21 protein-coding genes are annotated in these 20,994 nt (G+C 39.6%); 5 read left to right on the top strand and 16 right to left on the bottom strand.

Translation table 11 applies throughout. The annotated features are described in order from the left end of the window. Position 1: 1 nt before the first annotated feature. The 9 genes from DESOR_RS15935 to DESOR_RS15975 form a co-directional block, all read right to left on the bottom strand. Positions 2 to 856, bottom strand: coding sequence for a nitrilase-related carbon-nitrogen hydrolase (locus DESOR_RS15935; protein WP_014185606.1), 855 nt, complete (start codon positions 854 to 856; stop codon positions 2 to 4). Between the two features lie 51 nt (positions 857 to 907). Continuing rightward, positions 908 to 1,849, bottom strand: coding sequence for a LysR family transcriptional regulator (locus DESOR_RS15940; RefSeq protein ID WP_014185607.1), 942 nt, complete (start codon positions 1,847 to 1,849; stop codon positions 908 to 910). A gap of 423 nt (positions 1,850 to 2,272) precedes the next feature. Continuing rightward, complete coding sequence (locus DESOR_RS15945; protein ID WP_042332368.1) at positions 2,273 to 3,733, bottom strand: cobyrinic acid a,c-diamide synthase CobB; 1,461 nt, start codon at positions 3,731 to 3,733, stop codon at positions 2,273 to 2,275. Between the two features lie 194 nt (positions 3,734 to 3,927). After that, the gene (locus DESOR_RS15950) at positions 3,928 to 4,149 is read right to left on the bottom strand and encodes a hypothetical protein (RefSeq protein ID WP_014185609.1); all 222 of its coding nucleotides are present in this window, start codon (positions 4,147 to 4,149) and stop codon (positions 3,928 to 3,930) included. Positions 4,150 to 4,195: 46 nt separating this feature from the next. Further along, positions 4,196 to 5,254, bottom strand: a complete 1,059-nt coding sequence (dsrB, locus tag DESOR_RS15955) for a dissimilatory-type sulfite reductase subunit beta (protein ID WP_014185610.1) — start codon at positions 5,252 to 5,254, stop codon at positions 4,196 to 4,198. 38 nt (positions 5,255 to 5,292) lie between these two features. Next, positions 5,293 to 6,516 (bottom strand): dissimilatory-type sulfite reductase subunit alpha, encoded by a 1,224-nt coding sequence (dsrA, locus tag DESOR_RS15960; protein ID WP_014185611.1) that lies wholly within the window; start codon positions 6,514 to 6,516, stop codon positions 5,293 to 5,295. 33 nt (positions 6,517 to 6,549) lie between these two features. Next, positions 6,550 to 6,738 (bottom strand): ferredoxin family protein, encoded by a 189-nt coding sequence (locus tag DESOR_RS15965; RefSeq protein WP_014185612.1) that lies wholly within the window; start codon positions 6,736 to 6,738, stop codon positions 6,550 to 6,552. Between the two features lie 623 nt (positions 6,739 to 7,361). Then, a complete protein-coding gene (locus tag DESOR_RS15970) occupies positions 7,362 to 8,963 on the bottom strand; it encodes a (Fe-S)-binding protein (RefSeq protein WP_014185613.1) in 1,602 nt (533 codons plus the stop codon). 15 nt (positions 8,964 to 8,978) lie between these two features. Beyond that, a complete protein-coding gene (locus DESOR_RS15975; RefSeq protein ID WP_014185614.1) occupies positions 8,979 to 9,869 on the bottom strand; it encodes a respiratory nitrate reductase subunit gamma in 891 nt (296 codons plus the stop codon). Positions 9,870 to 10,601: 732 nt separating this feature from the next. On the opposite strand from DESOR_RS15975, the gene DESOR_RS15985 reads away from it, so the two are divergent. Next, the gene (locus DESOR_RS15985; RefSeq protein WP_014185617.1) at positions 10,602 to 11,354 is read left to right on the top strand and encodes a hypothetical protein; all 753 of its coding nucleotides are present in this window, start codon (positions 10,602 to 10,604) and stop codon (positions 11,352 to 11,354) included. Between the two features lie 98 nt (positions 11,355 to 11,452). Here the strand turns inward: DESOR_RS15985 and DESOR_RS15990 are convergent, their stop codons facing one another. The 3 genes from DESOR_RS15990 to DESOR_RS16000 all read right to left on the bottom strand — a co-directional run bounded on the left by DESOR_RS15990 (position 11,453) and on the right by DESOR_RS16000 (position 14,274). Further along, positions 11,453 to 12,595, bottom strand: a complete 1,143-nt coding sequence (locus tag DESOR_RS15990; protein ID WP_014185618.1) for a THUMP domain-containing class I SAM-dependent RNA methyltransferase — start codon at positions 12,593 to 12,595, stop codon at positions 11,453 to 11,455. Positions 12,596 to 12,712: 117 nt separating this feature from the next. Then, entirely contained in the window at positions 12,713 to 13,435 is a 723-nt protein-coding gene (locus DESOR_RS15995; RefSeq protein WP_014185619.1) for a DUF2786 domain-containing protein, read from the bottom strand. A gap of 77 nt (positions 13,436 to 13,512) precedes the next feature. Continuing rightward, on the bottom strand, positions 13,513 to 14,274 hold the full coding sequence (locus DESOR_RS16000) for an alpha/beta fold hydrolase (protein ID WP_014185620.1): 762 nt from the start codon (positions 14,272 to 14,274) through the stop codon (positions 13,513 to 13,515). A 211-nt stretch (positions 14,275 to 14,485) separates the two neighbouring features. On the opposite strand from DESOR_RS16000, the gene DESOR_RS30665 reads away from it, so the two are divergent. Further along, entirely contained in the window at positions 14,486 to 14,617 is a 132-nt protein-coding gene (locus DESOR_RS30665; RefSeq protein ID WP_014185621.1) for a hypothetical protein, read from the top strand. A gap of 82 nt (positions 14,618 to 14,699) precedes the next feature. On the opposite strand, the gene DESOR_RS30670 is transcribed toward DESOR_RS30665, so the two are convergent. Next, positions 14,700 to 14,831: a hypothetical protein gene (locus DESOR_RS30670; protein ID WP_014185622.1), complete on the bottom strand. Its 132-nt coding sequence runs from the start codon at positions 14,829 to 14,831 to the stop codon at positions 14,700 to 14,702. Positions 14,832 to 14,985: 154 nt separating this feature from the next. Between DESOR_RS30670 and DESOR_RS16005 the strand changes: the two genes are divergently transcribed. Next, positions 14,986 to 16,305 (top strand): aminotransferase class V-fold PLP-dependent enzyme, encoded by a 1,320-nt coding sequence (locus DESOR_RS16005; RefSeq protein ID WP_014185623.1) that lies wholly within the window; start codon positions 14,986 to 14,988, stop codon positions 16,303 to 16,305. Positions 16,306 to 16,373: 68 nt separating this feature from the next. Then, entirely contained in the window at positions 16,374 to 16,850 is a 477-nt protein-coding gene (locus DESOR_RS16010; RefSeq protein WP_014185624.1) for a DsrE/DsrF/DrsH-like family protein, read from the top strand. On the opposite strand, the gene DESOR_RS16015 is transcribed toward DESOR_RS16010, so the two are convergent. Then, positions 16,847 to 17,455 carry a ribonuclease H1 domain-containing protein gene (locus DESOR_RS16015; RefSeq protein WP_014185625.1) on the bottom strand — a complete coding sequence of 203 codons (609 nt, stop codon included), beginning with the start codon at positions 17,453 to 17,455 and terminating at the stop codon, positions 16,847 to 16,849. The genes DESOR_RS16010 and DESOR_RS16015 overlap by 4 nt on opposite strands. Before the next feature lie 220 nt (positions 17,456 to 17,675). On the opposite strand from DESOR_RS16015, the gene DESOR_RS16020 reads away from it, so the two are divergent. Next, entirely contained in the window at positions 17,676 to 18,338 is a 663-nt protein-coding gene (locus tag DESOR_RS16020) for a type II toxin-antitoxin system RelE/ParE family toxin (protein WP_014185626.1), read from the top strand. 182 nt (positions 18,339 to 18,520) lie between these two features. On the opposite strand, the gene DESOR_RS16025 is transcribed toward DESOR_RS16020, so the two are convergent. Together DESOR_RS16025 and DESOR_RS16030 are read right to left on the bottom strand one after the other, a co-directional pair. After that, positions 18,521 to 20,041 carry a methyl-accepting chemotaxis protein gene (locus DESOR_RS16025; protein ID WP_014185627.1) on the bottom strand — a complete coding sequence of 507 codons (1,521 nt, stop codon included), beginning with the start codon at positions 20,039 to 20,041 and terminating at the stop codon, positions 18,521 to 18,523. A 229-nt stretch (positions 20,042 to 20,270) separates the two neighbouring features. Next, complete coding sequence (locus DESOR_RS16030; RefSeq protein ID WP_014185628.1) at positions 20,271 to 20,993, bottom strand: class I SAM-dependent methyltransferase; 723 nt, start codon at positions 20,991 to 20,993, stop codon at positions 20,271 to 20,273. Position 20,994 lies beyond the last annotated feature (1 nt).

Consider the following 20,994-nt stretch of genomic DNA (forward strand, 5'->3'; position numbering starts at 1 on the left):
ATCAGGCTTTATCAATGATATCCAATTCTATCAACTCATGGTAAAGTTCTTTACGCCGATCCGCCAAGAAAAAACTATCACGCATTGAGGAACGTTCTGGACGGCGAATATGATTAATTCGATCAGCTGGTAAATTAACCGTTAGTATTCCTTCATCCCCTATGTGATCTTGATCAAAAACTTCTCCTTTTGGTCCGATCACTAAAACTCCACCGCTGAATTCTTTGGATTTTCCGTTACTCCCTATTAAATTACACGCTCCTATATAAACGGAATTATCATATGCTCGAGTTCCAAGATAACGTAACCATAGCTGCTTACGATCCCCTGCAATTTTAGGAGAAGCATGAGGGGCAAACAAAATTTCCGCGCCTTTTAAGGAATAGATAGCAGCTGTTTCTGGGAAATGCCAGTCCCAACAGATTCCAACTGCAAAGGAAGTACCATGAGCTGAGAAAACGGGAAATTCATTTCCAGGAGTGAAGTAGGCTAATTCACTACGCCCTAAATGAACTTTACGATACACTTTAGAATCCTCTTCCGGAGATAAGATCACTTGAGATATATAGGGCCTCGGGGAATCTATTCTTTGTTCAGCCATACCTACCAAAAGAGTCATATTAAAGTCTTGGGAACATTCTTTTAACTGTTTAATCCATCGACTTTCCAAGGTAGTTCCAATCTCTGCCGCATCATTAGGAGAATATCCATTTAAAGCACATTCCGGAAAACAAAGAAAAGAAATCCCTTGTTTATGAGCAATACCAGTTAAATTGATTATATGATTGAAATTGCGTTCAGTATTTCCGACAATTGATTCCATCTGAACGAGTCCAATCCGACAGTCATTATTCATAGCTACTTGTCCTCGTCCTTTCTTTTCCCACTGTATCGTCAAGAATCCTTTTTACTCAAGATCTACCAATTCATTATAGTCCCTGCTTAAAACATCGGACAAAAGCCTATGATCGTGAAGAAGGTTAATTAAAATACGTTCGTCTTTTGTTTGCGTGGTTCGGGCATTGGTGAGAATACTAAGGGGCCGATATATAGGTGCATCTTGGATCTTTAAGGTCTTAAATAGTTTTTGATCCGCTTCTTTGCTTACCGTTAATGAAGAAATAATCGTTATGCCAAGCCCCGCGGAAACTAACTGTTTGATCGCTTGTGTGCTGCCCAGTTCCATTGAGACATTTAACTGTTCCGGATCAAGACCTCTTTCCAGCAATGCCATTTCCATGACTTTTCGAGTTCCCGACCCATCCTCTCGTGTTACTAATCGCTCATGAGGAAGTTCCGCGAGAGTAATGCTTTTCCTGGACGCCCAAGGGTGGAAATTGGAAATAACCACGACCAGCTCATCTTCCCAAAAGTTTTCGACATTTAAATCCTTATGCTGGGGAACTGGTCCTTCTATAAGACCAATATGCAATTTCTTTTCCAGGACATCTTGCGAGATTGATTCTGTATTAGCGATCTTAACCTTAAAGTCAACATCCGGATGAGTTTTAAATAAAAATGCTAAAATATTCGGAAGAATATATTCTCCAATAGTTAATGTTGCACCGAGATAAATAAGTCCCCTCTGGTCTTTAGCCAGAGCACTGATTTGTTCTTTTGCGTTGGACAATATATCCAACACACTTCGAACATGGGCATAGAATATTTTACCTTCTTTAGTTAATGTGACACCTTTATTGGTTCGATCAAAAAAGCGGGCACCATATTGATTCTCTAGATTTTGAATTTGTAAGCTAATACTGGGCTGGCTCATGTGAAGTTTCTTTGCTGCTAATGTAATGTTTCTTGTTTCTGCCACTTCTTTGAAAACAAGAAGGTGTTGTTCCATGATGATGTATCCCCTTCCTAGATCCCTATATAATTAGCTGACCGGCATGCATTAGTTAATACAAATAATATGTCCATACGTACTTAGTATAAGTGAATAGGATAAGCATTATGATTACTTTGCCTGTCCTGAATAGAGTGTATTCGCCGATCATAAAGAAATATAATGAATAGCAGGTAACAATATAGCCTAAGAAAGAATTTCACCAACATATTTCTATGAGTCTCGAATCAACACTCACCTCTATTATAATATCACCCCAAACGGTTATTAGCCAGATGGAGACTCATTTTTTCGAAAAAAGGTTTAAGAAAATATTTCAATTTTATTGAAGAATAATGAAAAGCTTTCCATTTGGAAAGCTTTTTAATCACTTGGTAGTATTATGAATTTTAATATATAGCCCCATATAGTTAAAAACTACTAAACAGACATAGTTTTGATCTGTGCCCACTTAGATTGGTGATGATTTGCTGCTAACTTCACCATTCCTTCCGCCCATTCAGGACAGCCCAAGGCATGAATATGATTGTATGCAGCAAAAACATTCTTATAGCTTATGCCATCATGCTGTCCGTCGACCCCATGTCCACGCTTTACAATGAAACCAAACTTCATATTAGCTGCTAAATTAATAACTTTAGAATTATGAAATTCATGGCCCTTGATGATTGTATTCTCTGAAAACCAAGGCTGTCCATCAGTTGCTTCCATAATCGTGTAGCCATGGCCTTGAGGTTTACCTTCCATTTGAGTATCAAGGGGCAGTAAACCCACCATATCATAGGTTTGTGTGGCCGTACAAATAGATCGTCCTAGGTACATAAGCCCGCCACACTCTGCATAAATAGGCAAGCCATCTTCACCGGCTTGTCTAATTCCCTCACGTAAACTTACATTTGCCTCAAGTTCTGCAGCAAATATCTCCGGGAATCCTCCGCCAATATATAAACCATCTAAGTCATCGGGAAGCCGACTATCTGAAAGGGCGCTGATCGGAGCTATGTCAGCTCCTAACGCTTTTAAAGCCTCTATATTCTCTGGATAATAAAAACTAAAGGCGGCATCTTGAATAACACCAATTTTCATTGGTGTTCCTCTATTCTTGAGACTGCATCCAGCCTGATTAGGAATTAACGAGTCTGAATAAATCGGTAGTTCAGGTGCACAACGAGCTAATTCTAGTATTTTGGCTAAATCTACATGTTTACTTATTACCTCTGCAAAATAATCGAGTAATTGATCGGTCTCATCAACTTCACCTTTTGTGATCAACCCCAAGTGTCGATCGGGGATAGTTAAGTTTGCATCTTTGGGAATAGCTCCAACCACGGGAATTTTGCAAAACTGTTCAATAGCTTCACGAGCTATTTTTTCATGCCGAGCTCGTGCCACTTTATTCAAAACAACCCCAACAATTTTAACATCCGGATCAAAATGTTGATAACCCATAACCATTGCTGCGACACTGCGAGTTGTTCGAGTCATATCCATCACTAAGAGCACCGGTGTCTGAGTAATCTTCGCAATTTCAGCGGTTGAACTGCTTCCTTTTAAATCAAGTCCATCATAAAGGCCCATAGCACCTTCAACAATTGTTAATTTATGATTACGTGACTGGTTTAATATAGAACTACATATTTCGTTTTTCTTCATAAAGAATGCGTCTAAATTTCGACATGTGTTGCCAGCAGCAGCAGTATGCCAGCAGGCATCAATATAATCCGGTCCTTTTTTAAAGGGCTGTACGGCCATTCCTGACCGCGCAAAAGCTCTGAGTAAACCCAAGGTAAAGGTCGTTTTTCCACTTCGCCCCTGAGGCGCTCCAATTACTAAGCGAGGGACATTTCTTGAATTTTGCTCATTGACGAATGGTGATGACATAATACCCACACCTTTCTTGGAGAGTTTAATCAGGAGAGAAATCGCAACTCTAATGAATGAGATAGACCACCCTGAATCCCCATCCCATAATGCAGATTTAATCAGCAGAAACAGGACACCGGGCATTTAGGATGGTCTATATACACATAGATAATTAATTCCTATCAATATGGCCCATCAAAAGATCTGGCATCTTAAGTTGGAGTTTGAGCCTTGCCTTTTAAGCAGATAAACGTGGTAGTAATATAGAGGTATTCTACTAAGTCTTCAGCAGTAAGTTCTTTTACTGCGTTGTCAACATCAGCTTTTGAAGCTCCGATTGCTACTGCAACGTCTCTACTTTTAGCTTTTTGAACAGTTCCAAGATATTCAAGAACTTTAGCCTTGATAGCGGGATCTGCAGGTCCTCTTGCCATTTTTAATACCAGCTTTCATTATTATTATTTAAGTTTCAAGTTACTCTTAAAACTTAAATTGAGCTGAAGTACGGAATGTTTCTCTGGAGAAGATATAATCGTCGATCAACATCTCAGAGAACGGAAGCTCTGCCAGTTCAAAGAATTTTTCCCAACCAATACGCTCAACCCACTCGCCAACACGCTCACCTTTGCGAGCATTAGCAATCCAAAGCTCAACAATTTTACGGATTGCTGCAGTTGTTTCTGGCCAACGAGGAGCAGTATTCGGTAAGAATGGAATAACCATACGGGAGAAGGATGGTGCCGTACGAGCATTGGAAGTTTTGCCACCAATGAGAATCGCAATACCATCATTCTTTGGATCATAAATTTCCATAGCTGGAGACATGGTATAGCAGTTACCGCAATACATACATTTGTCTTCGTTTACGACAACGCTTTTATTCTTCGGATCTGGACGAATAGCTCCGGTCGGGCAGCTAGCTACGAGGCTTGGAATCTCAGTGCCCTTACGAATAACATCATGATTGATACGCGGAGGAGTTCTGTGAACACCAACAATAGCGATATCACTGCAGTGTGCAGCTCCACACATATTTAAGCAACAGGCTAAGCCCATTTTTAACTTAGCAGGAAGTTTCATACTATTGAAATATTCATACAAGTCATCCATAACAGCTTTTACAACACCTGAAGCATCAGTAGCTGGTGTATGACAGTGTACCCATCCTTGTGTGTGAACAATATTGCTGATAGAACGTCCAGTTCCACCTACACGTAAACCTTTTGCATCTAATTCAGCGAGTAAAGGCTCAACTTTAGCTTCATCAGAAACTAAAAACTCAATATTATTACGGGTCGTCCAACGCAAATATCCATCACAATATTCGTCAGCAATGACGCAAACTTCACGAATAAAATCAATACTGACTAAACGAGGTGTACCTACCCGTACACTATGAAGAACCGCGCCGCCTTCAGCAACGTGTCTTAGTACGCCCGGACGAGGAATTTCGTGATATTTCCATTGTCCATAATTTTCTTGTACAATCGGGGGAAGCATCTTTTTATAATGCGGAGGTCCTTGATCTAAAATTGCCATCGTTATCCACCTCTCGTTAGCTACTTATTATTTAGAAATTAGAGCTTTGTTCCATCAAGTGCTGTACCACTTTTATCAAGATCATCTTGGTTCCAGAACACATATGGGTTTGCACGTGGGCGGAAGACCATTTGAGGCACCGGAGGAACTTCAATAGCTTTCAGGAATTTCGTCATTCCTAAACGATAAATTGTTTCACCAATACGCTCACGGGACTTACCGAATTCATCCCACCATTCCCAGATACGACGCATAAGATCTTTAAACTCTGCAAAATCGTCTTCTGCTTCCAGTTTCATGAATGGTACAATGACCCAAGACATGAAAGCAGACTGAACAATCGTAGACTTACCACCGATCAGAATGGTTGCCCCTTTTTCTTTTCCTGGTTGAACAGCTTTAGGCATCATATTGATACAATGCATACAACGTGTGCAATCTTCACCAACAACGCTGAGTTCTTGAGTTTCAGCATTGAATGTTAAACAGCGAGTTGGGCATTTGTCGCAGACCATTTCTTGTATATCAAAGCCTTCAGACACATAAGCTTTAATAGCATCTTGATCAATTCTAATTGTATCACGCCAAGTACCAATGACAGAACAGTCAGAACGAGCAATTGATGAAGTGCAGTCATTGGCACAACCCGAGAACTTAATTTTGCTCTTATATGGCCACATAGGACGATGAAGCTCATCCATGAATTCATTCGTAACATTATAACATGCTTCAAGGGTATCATAACAAGCATGTTCACAACGACCTGGTCCAACGCAGCAGTTAGGAGTTCTTAAGCAAGATCCAGAACCACCGAGGTCAAACCCTGCTTCACTAAACTCATCAAAAGTAGGTTGGATTTCCTCAGTTTTACATCCCAGAAGAATAATATCTCCTGTTGATCCGTGCATGTTGGTTAAGCCGCTTCCATGTTTCTCCCAAATATCGCAGACAGTGCGAAGTGTTTGTGTGTTGTAGAACCAGCCAGAAGGCTGTAGCAAACGAATCGTATGGAACTCTGCAACATTAGGATAAGTTTGAGGCTCATCAACATAACGGCCAATAACACCGCCGCCGTAACCTCTAACGCCGACGATTCCACCATGTTTCCAGTGTCCTCTGCGCTCAACATAAGATCTTTCCAAAACTTGGAGCAATTCGCCTGCAGCTTCACTCTTCACCGCAGCGCGCTTAATTTCCGTCACAAAACTGGGCCATTGACCTTTTTCTAGCTCGTCCAGTAGTGGCGTATTTTTTTCTGTCATGGCACACCCTCCGTCTTCTAGTTTATGGATTTCTTACATTTCAGTAATACTGATGGCACCAGTTGGACAAACTGATATACAGCTTTCACATCCCATGCACTCTGTCTCATCACCAGTTACATGAGCCTTATCCTCGCTAAAACCAAGCAGGTGAGCTGGGCATCCGTCCGTACAAGATTCGCAACCTGAGCATAGATCTTCATCGATTGATACTATAAACACAAATAACACCTCCTTAAACTTTTAAAGAGAACAATCAAACATTGGACACTGGGAAATTTTTCACTTGTGTAAATTAACACTAGTCCATGTACATAATTTAACACCTTGTGCCTGATTCGTACAATATATAATACAGATTGTACCATATCGATTATTAATTATGAGCACATCTTGTTGTATTTTTTGAAATGGTCAAAAACCAATGCATTCAATCGTTTGACACTCTCCCGCTTCACAAACTTGAGCCCCTAATTGGCGTCCGCTATCATGTTCTGCAATAAATATAATTATATTAGCATGCAATGGATAATATGGAGTTAAGTCCAACCCGCTGCTTACGCTTGTAACCCCATTATATCAAAGTTTTCTGGCTTCGTGCTCTCCCAGTCTGGTACGTTTGATATTCAAATCAAAGGATTGCAGAACTGAAGTTCCTTCTACAGGAGCAAATCTGCTTGGGATTCCTGAGATGTGATCGGCTATCACTCGACCTTGCTTATTAGCCGTTGAAGCTATGAATATTATTAACCCAACCTGACAAACACTAAAATAATTTAATTAAACAATGGACCATTTCAGTTGTCTGAAATGGTCCATTGTTTAATTATTTAATATGCAATTACCTATTCTAAAAATTCAAGGAATGGCTTTTTCATGCTGACGAGAGCATTTACCATAAGTTCAACTAAGCCACCATATTGAAGATTATACTTCTCAGTAGCATCATAGTGTTCTAGAAGACCTCTCATTGCCCCTTTGCAATTAGAACATGGAGCACAGATATACTTAGGTATTGAAGTATCTTCCATCACACCATTGAAAGCTCCCAAAATTTGGTTAAATTTCATTCGAGAAGCTATTTGGGTCCTGAATTCCGGGAAATTCGCAGAATTCATGATAGCGAAACCGCTGCCGCCTCCGCAGCAATAGTTATCAACACCATGAGGTGTCATCTCCCTAAACTGAGGACAGATGGCTTTCAATACATTGCGCTGAGGCTCAACGATACCCATTTGACGTACGACATTACATGGATCATGAAGGGTTACAGGAAAATTGTTCTTACTAGGATCGAGTTTTAAGCTCTTATTCTTAACCATATCCCATAAGAGCGGCAAGCAGCTCTCGACAGGAATTCGATCAGAAGTCATCCGATCACCGGCAACCATAGAAGCCTTGTGCGCATGACCACATTCGGCAACGACGATTCTCTTTACTCCAAAGTCTTTCGCAACCTTCATCTGCGTGGTCGCAATCTTCTTTGCTTGGACATCATCATACCAAAGTCCGTAGTTAACACTGTCATAACCCATGATCTCACTACTTAAGGTCCAATTTAAACCTGCTGCATCAAAGAGAATTGCAAAGGCTACAGGATTTTCCGGCCAAGCCATAAATTCTCCCGCATTGTGCAGAACCAAGATATCGGCACCTTTTTTGTCGACAGGGAACTTTAACTTAATTCCATATTTTTCTTCCGTATCTTCCTCTAAAAACTCTAGAGTATCCAAAAAGGCTGGTTTACTTAGCCCTGTGGATGAACCTGTTTTTAATTGAAGCATAGTACCTTTTGTATGAAGAGGAGTTGGAGCAATTCCCATTTCTTGACTGAAAATCTTGCGAATTTCTTTGGATAATATGGCATTATCCAACCCCAATGGACAGGTCTGGGCACAGCGCCGACATAGATTACACCGATAAGCCAGTTCTCCCAACCGAGCAATGGTTTCCCAATTAACATCGATATCTGCCCCTACAAAACCGCCAAGCAGCTTACCGCTTTTTGTGAAATACTTTTTAACGATTTTACGCAGTACTTCAGAACGGAAAATCGGACGATACAATTCATTGTTGCCGGTAGCGGTGTAAATATGACAGGCATCTGAACAAGTATTACATTTTGCACAATATTCAAAGGATAACAAAAGGGGCTGCAAAACTCCATTATTGGCATCCGAAAATATTTTTTCTAAGCCACTAAGAAATTTGCGTACAAATTCATCCTCTTCCTCTTTTGTTTTTGGACGGGTTAATGTATCAATCCCCACATAACCATCCAAGGAAGTACAATATTTTTCTTTCCATGCCGGCTTGGGATCAGTCAAAGGGGATTCCATCCCAGGTTTATCGTAAGGTGCTAATAAAGGTATGAGGTTGTCCAGTTTAATAAGCTGCTCAGCTGGACGCCCCATATCTTTCGGACGTAAATCTCTTTCATTTAACATACTTTGATCCCTCCATTATTTCTCGGGTGCAGACGGTGCCTTAATATGAGGGGCAGACCAAGATGTGGTCGGACGAAATGTCGATGCATTCTTCACTTGCTGCTCAATGGAACTTCCTTTTAGATTCGGGTTATTATCCCAAAGGACCTTATGGAATGTGAAATACTTTCCAACATAGTGACTCATTTTGCTGATTGGTATATAAGTCAACATAATGCCAACAAGAATAATATGCAGAGTTAAAATACCGCTGGCAGCAAAAGGAGAAAACGTAACGAGGTTCGCTGTAACCTCCCTGGCATAAGCAAATGACAAATCATGTCCCCATGCAAAAATTCCTGTAATGAGTGCTGCAAATATTAATAAAAGATTAAAGTATTCCTGGGGTGTTGTGTATTTTTTTAAGGTATTATCAAATACTCTGCGAAGAAACAACATTCCGGAACCAAAAGCTGCTAAAGCGAGACCGAAATAACCGGTCAATGCCGATAAATAAAAAACTAAGAGTCCTAGAACGTTCGAACTTCCAGCAGCAACAATAATTCCATTAAGTTCAAAGATTGCACCTATAACCAATAAAATTGTCCAAGCCATAATAAAATAAATTCCTAAATGAAGAGCGTAAGAAATCCACCAGAAGGGACGCTGGTTTTCAAATAACTTTTTAATAAATAGCATTTCCTTGAGCATTTCGACGATTTCTCTCATGTGAGAAACTTCATGCGGTTTATTCCACCAGGTTACTTCCTCATAATAGGACCCCCCGTGTTCAAACCCCTTTTCTTTTGGGACAGGATAAAGGTCCATTCTTCCATGGAAAGGCATTTTTGCATATTGACCGGCTTTGTAGATAGATATTCCCAAAAAAAGACCAATGGAAAGATAAGCGATAATACTTAAAATCACAATCCCCAACCTCCTTCACTTATTATCTTTGCACATTTTAGTTTAAGTGAGTTTGAAGGGCTTGTAAAATTATCATTTCTCATTATACTATCGCATAAATTGATGACTACTCATTCAGCAATATTCTATATATTTTTAAATTTCGTTTTATTATTGTTCTTAACTTTCAAAAAATAAAGAGCATTTCCGAAGAAAGCCTTGCAGAAATGCTCCTTATATTTATTCTTTAATTTTAATTAGAAGATTACTCCCAGGGCAATGAGAATAAGAATTGCAATTGCGATGATTCCTACACCAACATAATTTCCTACTCCACAGCCGCCGTATCCGTATCCGTACATGAAATCCCCTCCTTTCAAGCTACGAGAAAATTTCTTTTTAATTTAAAAAATTAATGAAATTAATTTAATTTTTTTGATTAGAATACAATGCCCATTGCGATAAGCAGAAGAATGATAACAACTACAACTGCAATACCAGGTAGCCAGTTTGGTCCACATGCTCCATCAACAGCTCCACCGAATGCCATACTATATTCCTCCATTTCTAGTAATTTATGGGTTATTTTCTTGGTTTAATGTATGCGAATATTCCCATATTGTTACATTAGACAAAGTAGTTTAGAGTAATTTCTAAGGTTAACCAAAAATCTAATCAAACTTTATAATATTATAATTTTGGTATAACATATACATTAGGCTTGTCAAAAAAAATAAGCTAAGGAGGAAATTAATGAAAGCTCTGATCACCTTAACATCCAGCGAATCAAAACGGCTTATAGCAAAAGGAGTAAAGGCCATGCCTGATGTCATTAATGCCCAAGAAAATCATACAATCATCGTGGCTGGCGGTACGACCAATGCTTTTGTAGCCGAAGAACTGATGGGTATTAAAATCAATGATAAATCGGGCTATACAATGGGAATTGTAACTAAAGGAGAGTTAGGCATAAGTCAATCTACTCAAAAAACCACTCCCTTTGTTATTCAAAAAGGTCAAGTTCAAGAGATTTTTTGGAAGGATTACTTGCCTAAGCTAAAAAAGGGTGACGTTTTTATAAAAGGTGGAAACGCTGTAGATCATACAGGTCTGGCTGCCGTCATGGTTTCCGATTCAATGGGAGGAACCATTGGAGCAGCCCAAGGAATTCTTTATGCTCGCGGTGTAAAGCTCATCGTCCCTATAGGGCTGGAGAAAATGATTCCTGATGTTAAAGCAGCGGTAGAATTTATGACAGAGTCGACACTTGATGAATCTATAGGGCATAAAGTTGGTCTTATACCCATGCTCGGAGCGTCCGTTGTAACTGAATTAACTGCTTTAGAAATCCTCTATGATCTCGAAGCCCGTTGTATTGCTGCCGGCGGGGTCGACGGTTCTGAAGGCTCAGTGATCATTGCCATTGAGGGACTAGATGAAGAAGTCAGCCGCGCCATGCAGGACATACGTGCCTTGAAAGGAGAACCTGCAGTTACAGTTCAATAATTGACAAAAATACTTACATATAAGCTATAAGAACGGGTTATCCAATTCTTAAATGTACATTAACTTGATGAATTGAGATAACCCGTTCTTTATGTAATTTAAAATGGTTTTCTAGGCGGCTTTGGACCAAAAAATTGATAATAATGACATTCCAATCGCCCATTATAAAGTTTTCGGCTTTTGTCCCAACGGCGTCCAATAAGTTTTTCCGGAGTTTGATAAGTTGTCAGCATATGAAGTGACCAGTTTTCTAAACTAAGAAATACTTTTCCGAGTTCCAAATAGAGCCCCTCTGCATCTTTGAGCTCCCCCAACCTCTCTCCATAAGGAGGATTCGTTATAATATGACCATAATTAAACCGAGACCTTACCTCTGATACAGGCAATCGCTGAAAGTGTATCACACCATTTAAACCGGCTTCATTGGCATGAGTTCTCGCCAAAGCTAGTGCGTTGGGATCAATATCAGAACCATAAATATGCAGTGAAACATTGCGCTCCCAAAGATCTAAGGCTTCCTGCCAGGCTTCTTGCCAAAGGTGCTTCGGAACAGTTGGCCATTGTTCGGCAGCAAAGCTTCTTTTCAACCCAGGTGCTCTGTTTTGCGCTATCAAAGCCGCTTCAATAGGGATCGTACCAGTTCCACAAAAGGGATCCAGCAATGTTCGCTCTTTATTCCAGAAGCTCAGCTGAATCATGGCTGCTGCCAAAGTTTCTTTTAATGGGGCCTGTCCTGCCAATTGTCGGTACCCGCGCTTATGCAGACCTAACCCTGATGTATCAATGGTCAACGTTACTTTGTTATTGAGGAGTGCTACTTCTATTTGATAACGAGGTCCGTTTTCTTCAAACCAGTTTCGGCCGTAGGTTATTTTCAAGCGTTCGACAATGGCCTTCTTGACGATCGCTTGGCAATCTGAAACGCTGTAGAGCTTTGATTTTATAGACTTGCCTTGAACAGGAAAATTAGCATCTTCAGGCAACCAATCTTCCCAGGGAAGTGATTTTGTTTGCTGAAAGAGTTCTTCAAAGGTTTGAGCCTCAAAGGATCCCATTTTCAGCAAAACTCGATCAGCACTTCGCAGCCAAAGGTTTGCGCGACAAATTCCTAGCTCATTTGTTGAAAACAAAACTCGCCCATTTTCTACCGTCAAATCGTTATAGCCCAGAATTTTTAGTTCTCGAGCCACAACAGATTCTAACCCAAAAGCTGCCGTTGCAATTAATTCAATGTTTGCCATCTTGCATGATCAACCTTTCTTGATTTAAAGCTGCCAAAAGCTATGATAATTCTCAAAATATAAAGTAGAAACGCTTCACTATCTACTATCATAAATTGGGATCACCCAAATGGCAAATTACCTTTTAATTCTCCCGTGGGCTGCTGCACTGAATCCCTTCCCATCGCTATACCCTTTTGCATAGGCAGCTTTACCCGCAGAACTCTCTCTTCGGACATGCTGTGCTGCTCTTCCACGTTCTAAACCCAGATCTTTATAAGCCTGATTTACTAATTCATCCTTAACAAGAACAAGACCCCATCCTTCCTTGTTCACTTGCTCATCATATTGAGATTCCAAACCGGAAATCCACCCCTCAACATAATTGTTGCGAACCCCTCTTTGTTGAGAAATACTGGGGCGCAGCCCAAATTCGGAGATATACTCCTTGCGGTACGCTTTCATAAATCTATCTGCCCCACTCCGGATATGATCCGTGGCAAAGGAAAACGCCATGATCGCAATCTCAGCATCCTGTCTTAATCCCATGAAAGCTAACCTTGTGTATCCGTTGCACTTGTTGAGATAAGAATAACACCTGAAATTCTGAGCAATCACTTTACCCAATTTCTTTTTCCACCACGACAGTTTCTCAAATTCTGTGGCATAATCATCGAGTATCTCTTTACTTTGGTTTATTACTGAATCACTGACTTCAATTTCATTAATTCCATATTCGGCCATTACACGTTGAGCCATAAGCAAAGCTGATTGGGCCTCATTACTTTGTGGATCTCCGCCATTTCTTGCTAAATTTAACAGTGCCCTAATCTTATGTAAGACTTTCTCCTCAACCGTCATTGATAACCCCTCTTTTATCCCGATCTTTAGATTTCAATTATTGTATGTTATTGCGGATTTATATTCAATACTTTCCGTCAGAAACTTTGGGTTAAAAAGCTAAGGATTGCCTTGTTCACCTGATGGGGTTGTTCCAACATTGTCATGTGTCCTGCATCCGATATATAAGCTAAGTTTGATTGAGGTAGATTTTTAACTAGGTACTCAGAATATTTTGGCGGTGTCATCCGATCCTCCTGTCCGCAAATGATTAAGGTAGGGTGTTGAATACTTTTGACATGATCAACAATATCAAACGTGTCGCAAGCTCTAAAATCTGCCAAAAAAACATGGCTAGGAACCTTTTTCATTTCTTGATTAGCTTTCGCTAACAGGTCTGACGAGACCTTCTTAGAATAGCAGAATTTTATGGTTTCTACAGGCTGTTCTCCCTTTGCTAATAATTCTAATAACGCAGGATTTACTCTTAGTCTTGCTCCACTATCGACAATAACCAACCCCATACAGAATTCAGGATATTTCAAAGTCAAATCTAAAGCAATCGCCCCGCCCATGGAATGCCCAACCACAATGATATTCTTCAGATTCAGTACTTGAGTAAATTGCCAAACAAATTCGCGATATGCTGTTATACTATCTGCTGCTGACCCTTCTGAGCGGCCATGACCCGGAAGGTCAAGAGCTATTAAATTATAGCCTTTTATTCCTGCCAGCTGATAAATCCAGTGCCCACCATTACCACCAGCTCCATGGATAAAAAGCAATGTTTTCAGCCCTGTTTCTAACCTATGATTTTGACGATAAAATGTCCTCTCCTCAAAAATACTGGTATATGGCATTCTATAATCTCCTTTACTTTCCTCTCAGAGGAGTTTTGCCTTCTTAATTATATGTGTTAATTTTCAGATTTCTTATCATTAAGTAAGCATACTTTAAATAACTTAGTCAATAGTTTTTTGGATACCTAGGTTCAAAATTTATTAGTTAAGAAAAAATGGCATTAGATTATAGAATTTGGGAAATCTAATTTTAGAAAGGAGACTTGAGATAATGAGCAACAAGAAAACCGATAAATCAAGGACTCATGCCGCCAATCTTGATGACAATCGCTTAAACTCTGATAATGATAAGAAAAAAGGGCCTACGAACACAACTAATAATCCTAAAGAGCGCTACGAATAATGTAAAGGAAGGCAAGGGCTGGAACAAAATCTTGAGGTTTTGTTCCAGCCCTTTTTAATCCCCAGTCACAGGAGCTCCTTAATCAATCATAGGACTCGTTTTCTTTCAATCCTTTACTCTTTTTTTGTTCCTGTTTAAACTCTGCGCTTCGAGAATCATATTTAGCACTGCTGAGACCTTTAGTATGTTTTTGAATTTCACCAGTCTTTTTCATACCTACCTCCACTTTAATTGTATTGGATATCATGGTTAGTATGTTTAAGTTCAATCAATATCATGTAGCTCAATTTAGTCACCTTTTTCTCTGCAGAGAAATATCATGCTAAAGAGAATAAAGCTAGAGCTATTTTCCAGATTGAGGTGATATTATGAATTTAAGTTTTATGTTATCACGGTCAAATTACCGAAATTTAATTATCGGTGCCGACACAAAGATTCCTCTTTACAAAGGTCAGTACACAACGGCCATCAATTTTGACAATGCTGCATCAACCCCACCTTTCGTTTCCGTCATGGAGGAGATTAATAGCTTTGCCGCCATGTATTCATCTATTCATCGCGGTACAGGTTATAAATCCCAGTTTTCTTCAAAAATCTTCGAAGAAGCACGGTCCATTGTTCTTAAATTTGTTAATGCTGATCCTACTCGAGATACTGTTATTTTTGTTAAGAATACGACAGAAGCTATTAATAAGTTATCTTACCGTTTATGGGATGGCAACAAGAAAAGTGTCGTTCTGTCAACCTGGATGGAACATCATTCCAATGACCTCCCCTGGCGTAACAAGTTTCAAGTAGATTACGTTCAGACGAAGCCTTCCGGAAAACTAGATCTTGAGGATCTGGAAAATCGATTAGCACGGCATCAAGGAAATGTCAAACTCGTAACAGTCACAGGGGCTTCTAATGTTACAGGCTATGTCAATCCGATACATAAGATTGCCGAATTAGCTCACCGCTATAATGCTAAAATTCTTGTGGATGGCGCCCAATTAGTCCCCCATCATTCAATCAATATGAACCCTAAGAATCCCCTTCAGCGTATCGACTATCTGGCTTTTTCAGCTCATAAAATGTATGCTCCCTTTGGCACAGGCGTTTTGATTGGTCCTTATGAAACGTTTGAAAAAGGAGTTTCTGAATCGGTCGGCGGGGGAACCGCTGAAACCGTAACCCACGATTGGGTTGTTTGGGAAAAAACTCCTCACAACGAAGAAGCTGGAACTCCAAACCTTATGGGAGTTATCGCACTCGTTGCGGCGATTAAAACCTTGACGTCCTTAGAAATGAAGAACATTCACGACTATGAAAATCAACTGACAAACTATGCCTACTCTAAATTAAAGTCCATACCCGGCATAACCCTTTATTCCCATACATCGCCAGCGGAACTTCGTATCGCTGTCATCCCATTCAATATTAAAGGGGTCCACCACGAACAAGTAGGGGCACTGTTGTCTAATCACGCCGGGATTGCGGTAAGAACCGGATGTTTTTGCACTCAGCCTTATATACAAAAGCTGCTATCCATTACCTCAAGACAAATGGAATTTTATCGCAAACGTAAAAACGTTCCTCGCCCGGGTGTGGTTCGGTTAAGCTTTGGATTGTACAACGATTTTAGTGAAATTGATGTGTTAGCCCAACACTTAGAACGAATTGCCAAGAACCCAACTTCTTACAGGTAAGGCAGTTATATAAAACCTTATTTCTACTCATAATAGGTTTTATATAACAAAATAAAGAGGTGCTGGCATTGAACAAAAAGATGAATCTATTAGTTTTCAGCGGAGATTATGATAAAGCTTTAGCAGCCCTAATACTTGCTAATTCTGCACGGGAACTGGATGTTGAAGTAACAATGTTCTTCGCCTTTTGGGGACTTTGTTTAGTCCGAGATCCCGGCAAAGGAACCTCCGAGGATAAAACCGTTTTCGAGCAAATGTTTGGTCTGGTTACTCCCAAAGGACCGGAGGAACTGCCCCTCTCTCGTATGAATATGATTGGACTTGGGAAGCAAATGCTTTTAGAAATGATGGAAGATGATAAAACTCCGTCACTCACAGATTTTTTAAATGGCGCACGTAAAAAAGGCGTTAAATTTTATGGCTGTAAGCTTTCTGTAGATGTTATGGGCTTAAAAGAAGAGGAACTCTTACCTGAAGTTCAAATTATTACGGCTAAAGAGTATTTAGCGGATGCACTTGAGTCCGATATGCAGCTTTTTATTTAGCTTTTCTTTGTCCTTATCCCCAAAGCTTCTTTAGCAAGACCATCCACATAATCATTAAACTTATCACCACTATGACCGGCAACTTTTTTGAGCTCATAAACCTCTTTATGAGCACGCATAAACTTGGCATAGGCTTGAGTAAACTTATTTTTAGCCTGCCATTCTCCTGTAACCCAAAGGGCAATCCCAGAATAGTCATGATAAATACGAATTCTTGCTTGGATTGAAATCGCTTTTTCTACGGCATGACGAACGGCGGCAATTTCACCGGCGACATTCCTCATGCTGGCTGCTTCAAGGTCCTCACCTACTCCTTTGCTTTCCAGAACAATCTCTCCATCTTTAATGAATACATAACCATAGGAGTACCTGCCGTTCACATAACTTCCATCCGTATAAACTTCAAAATCAATACCCTCCAAATGCGCAGAGGGGTCAGATCTTATTTCTTCCGAATTCAGCCAGGCAACTGCCTCGGTTTTCTTTTCAAACCCTTTGTAAACTGCCCCTTTATACCCTTTAACCGAAGCCTGACATTCCAGCCAAGTATTAAATAGTCCTATTTTAAATCCCTTTTTTACAGCGTAAAAATTTTTCTTAACCAAATAAAAACACTTCCTTACACAGTGATCCTGGTGAACATTCCTTGGTAGTCCTTAATTATAATCTCTTTTGCCCCAAAAGTTAAATCGTTGTGATAAAGAAAACTAGATGAAATCATCAAAATTTTTTCTCAAATTTCTGTTCAAAGCATATTATAAAAGAAGGAATATTCGCAATATTGTTGAAACTGTACAGGATAGAGAAAAACAAGGAGGAGTATTTATGGAAACGTATCGGGTAAAAGTTGGCGCAAAAGGAGAAATCGTATTACCCGCGGAATTACGGAAACTCTTCGGGCTTGTTGCGGAAGATACATTGGATTTATGTGTCGACTCAGAAGGAAAAGTTTTCGTTCGAAGCGCCGAACGCTCTGCTGGACCATTATCAGACTTTTTTGAGGATTTGATTGTTAATGAATTGCTTGCTAAAGGATGCAGCGGGGATTGTCTCAAGAATAAATTATTAGAACAAAAATTAAAACTAAGTACGGTTCTCGACAGACTCTCCGAAGAAGCACATAGGGCACATAAGAATGGTCAATCCATCAAATGTTGGGATGCTCAAGCTCTAACCTCATTAGGGATTCGAAAAATTCCTAATGGTGATTTTAACGTGATGATAACAACCCGCGGTATACATGACTTAGTCGTCCTTCGCAAAGAAGAAATTAAGGAAATTCCCGCAGTATTCGAAAGTTTAGAACAAGACCCCTTTGCTTTTAAACGTTTAAAAGGCCCTTATTATGAAACCTACCGAGTATCTTTCCGCAGCGGCAATAAAGAATATCGAGTTATTTACACGGTCTTTGCCGAGGAAAAACTCATAGTTGTTTTAACCGTAGGGGCTAGAAAAGCGATCTATGATCGTCTAAATGGAATTGCCTGAGGAATGAAAGGAAGCCTTGATGATCAGGCTTCCTTTTTTATACTAATCAGAAAGTATAACTTTTCGTTGCATACTGCAAGATGGCTAATACGTGCGAAGACAGTGTCTTCGTCGTCTGAAGCATAAGTGCAACAAACGGTTTCGCCTTCGCTAAGGCTCGGCGAAACCGGGTTTTCTTTATACTAGCCGCATAATTTTTTACCTGGATTACTGCCAAATAGGGAAACCTCTTGATCTGTCAACTTGATTACTTCAGCAGTCACTTTATCCAATTGTGCAAAGATTTTTTTTGAGAGCACTTCGGAAGCAGTATACGATTCTTGAGCCTTATCCTTTTGACCGGCTTTAACGGCTTCAATACCTTCCTGACCAATTTTATGAAACTCCTCATGTATTCCCTCAATTTCAGCCCAGTCTTCCGCAATAGCTTCATTAGTTACACGAACCGCATTGTAAAAATGACCAAATGCGCATTTGCTGCCATCCGTCTGCAGCGGATAAATGATCATTTCATCAATCATACGTTTAAAATTCAACAGCCAATTGGAATGCGCTTTTTTGGCATCTTCAATCGTACTTAAAAACTCTTGATTGTTTAAGGCATTACTGCTGCCTTGCAATGCATTCATCTGCTCTTTAACAATATGGGATATCTCATCGTCAATTTTGGCAATTTCTTTGGCATAATCTGCACTTGCTAATGCATCTCTATGAATAATCTGAGTCATCATGGTTAACTTTTCAGCATCACGACTTGACACATCCATAGCTTGATTGATCTCATTAGTGGATATCTTTATTCCTTCCATGGATTGATTAATAAATTTCACATCATTAATAGTTGTATTAAGCATCTCAACATTTTTTTCCATCGTTTCAGTAATTGTATCAATCTTAGTACTCATTTGCTGAGTTAAAGACATGGTATTTTCCATGCTCTGTTTGCCTTCTTTCGCAGCCCTCTGAATATTACCTACAAAGGATTTCATACCTTCCAGGCTGAGCTTGGTATCATCAGCCAATTTACGTATTTCTTCGGCAACAACAGCAAATCCGCGTCCGTTTTCTCCAGCCCGAGCAGCCTCGATGGAAGCATTCAAAGCAAGAAGATTGGTTTGTTCTGCAATTTCTCCTACCCCTGAGACAATATCGTTGACTTTATTGGCCATTTTAACTAACTGAGCAATTTTTTCACTCATAATATTGGCATCAAGCATAACATTATCTTTTAGTTCATTGACCTCTTTAAGCTGATTCAAACTCACATGGTTATTTTGGACAAGATCAGCTGAGGCTTCCGATAGTTGAGATAAGGTATTCGATGTTTTTTCCACGGTTGAATTAACTTCATTCATGCCTGCATTCGTTTGCTGAACAACGGCTAGATTTGATTCACTTAATAAAGACATTTTTTTAGCGAAGTCAATTAATTTATTAGCGATATGTGACATATTGACATCGAAACTACTTAAGTTAGCTGCAATTGTCAATAATTTCTTGGCTGATTTAGACATCTGACGTTCATTATCAAAGAGTCTGACAAAATAAGATAACATTCTTTTGTGAATAGGATAGTCGATTTTAGGTTGAACAGAGTCATTACCTTGAAATCGTTCTTCAACATAATCAAAAATATAAGTTGTCTCTTCACAAGGTGGTTTAGGAGAAAAAATATTGAAGGCTTTTCCAAAACTGTTTTTCATAGAACACTCTCCTCGTCTATTTATATTATTGTGTCATTATGCAATAAATTATTACATATATTTACATATTCACCCATTAGTGTCTATGATAATAGTTATTCACCATGTTTTCGGAAAATCCTTTTAGTACATATATTAAATACCAAATCGTCAGCCATCAAAACAATTTATAATACAAAAATTACCCTATAAAGCATTTTACTTGCTTTATAGGGTACCAATTAGATCATTATAATATCATGCGCCTGGCGGCAATAATCGTCGCCTCCGCTGACTCCGACCAAGGAGTTTTGTCGTAAGTACCCCAGATATCCTTGATCTCCCAATGGTTATCCTGAAAGGACTTCTTTAGAATAGAACTGGTCAATGGAAAGAGCCTATTAACTCCGGATATGATCTCACTACGATTTGGAAATTCAATCTTCATAGAGAAATCAATGTTCCCGTCCCCTCGATAATTGTAATAACGATAGAAAGCAAGCTGGGGGGTTTTAATTACAGGAAGCTCTTTAACCTGATTAGTCAGAATACGATCATAGTTTACAGTTTGTAATAAAAGAAGCGTTCCTTTTTGCCTGAACTGTGCCAACACCTGGTTTAATTCTCTTTCACCGGACACGTGAGCCAAGGTATTGCCGAGACATAGGATCCCCTGGAACCCCTCTTGTATTTGGCTAAGATCGCGCATATCGGCAACTGCAAAGGAAGCACTGCTTTTTCTTTCCTCAGCCTTTCTTTTGGAAATCTCGATCATTTCCTTACTTAAATCTATCCCTAGGACTTGGACACCCCTCTGACTTATTTCCAAAGCAAATGTCCCTGTTCCGCAGCCGATATCCAAGACTGAGGTGAGTTTTTCCTTTTTCAGATAATCCTGCAAAAACTTTCGTTGAGGTTCTTTTAAGGGAAATATCTCGTCATAATGTTCCGATAAGGCACGATAGAAATCCATC

The organism is Desulfosporosinus orientis DSM 765 (genome assembly GCF_000235605.1).
GTDB lineage: Bacteria > Bacillota > Desulfitobacteriia > Desulfitobacteriales > Desulfitobacteriaceae > Desulfosporosinus > Desulfosporosinus orientis.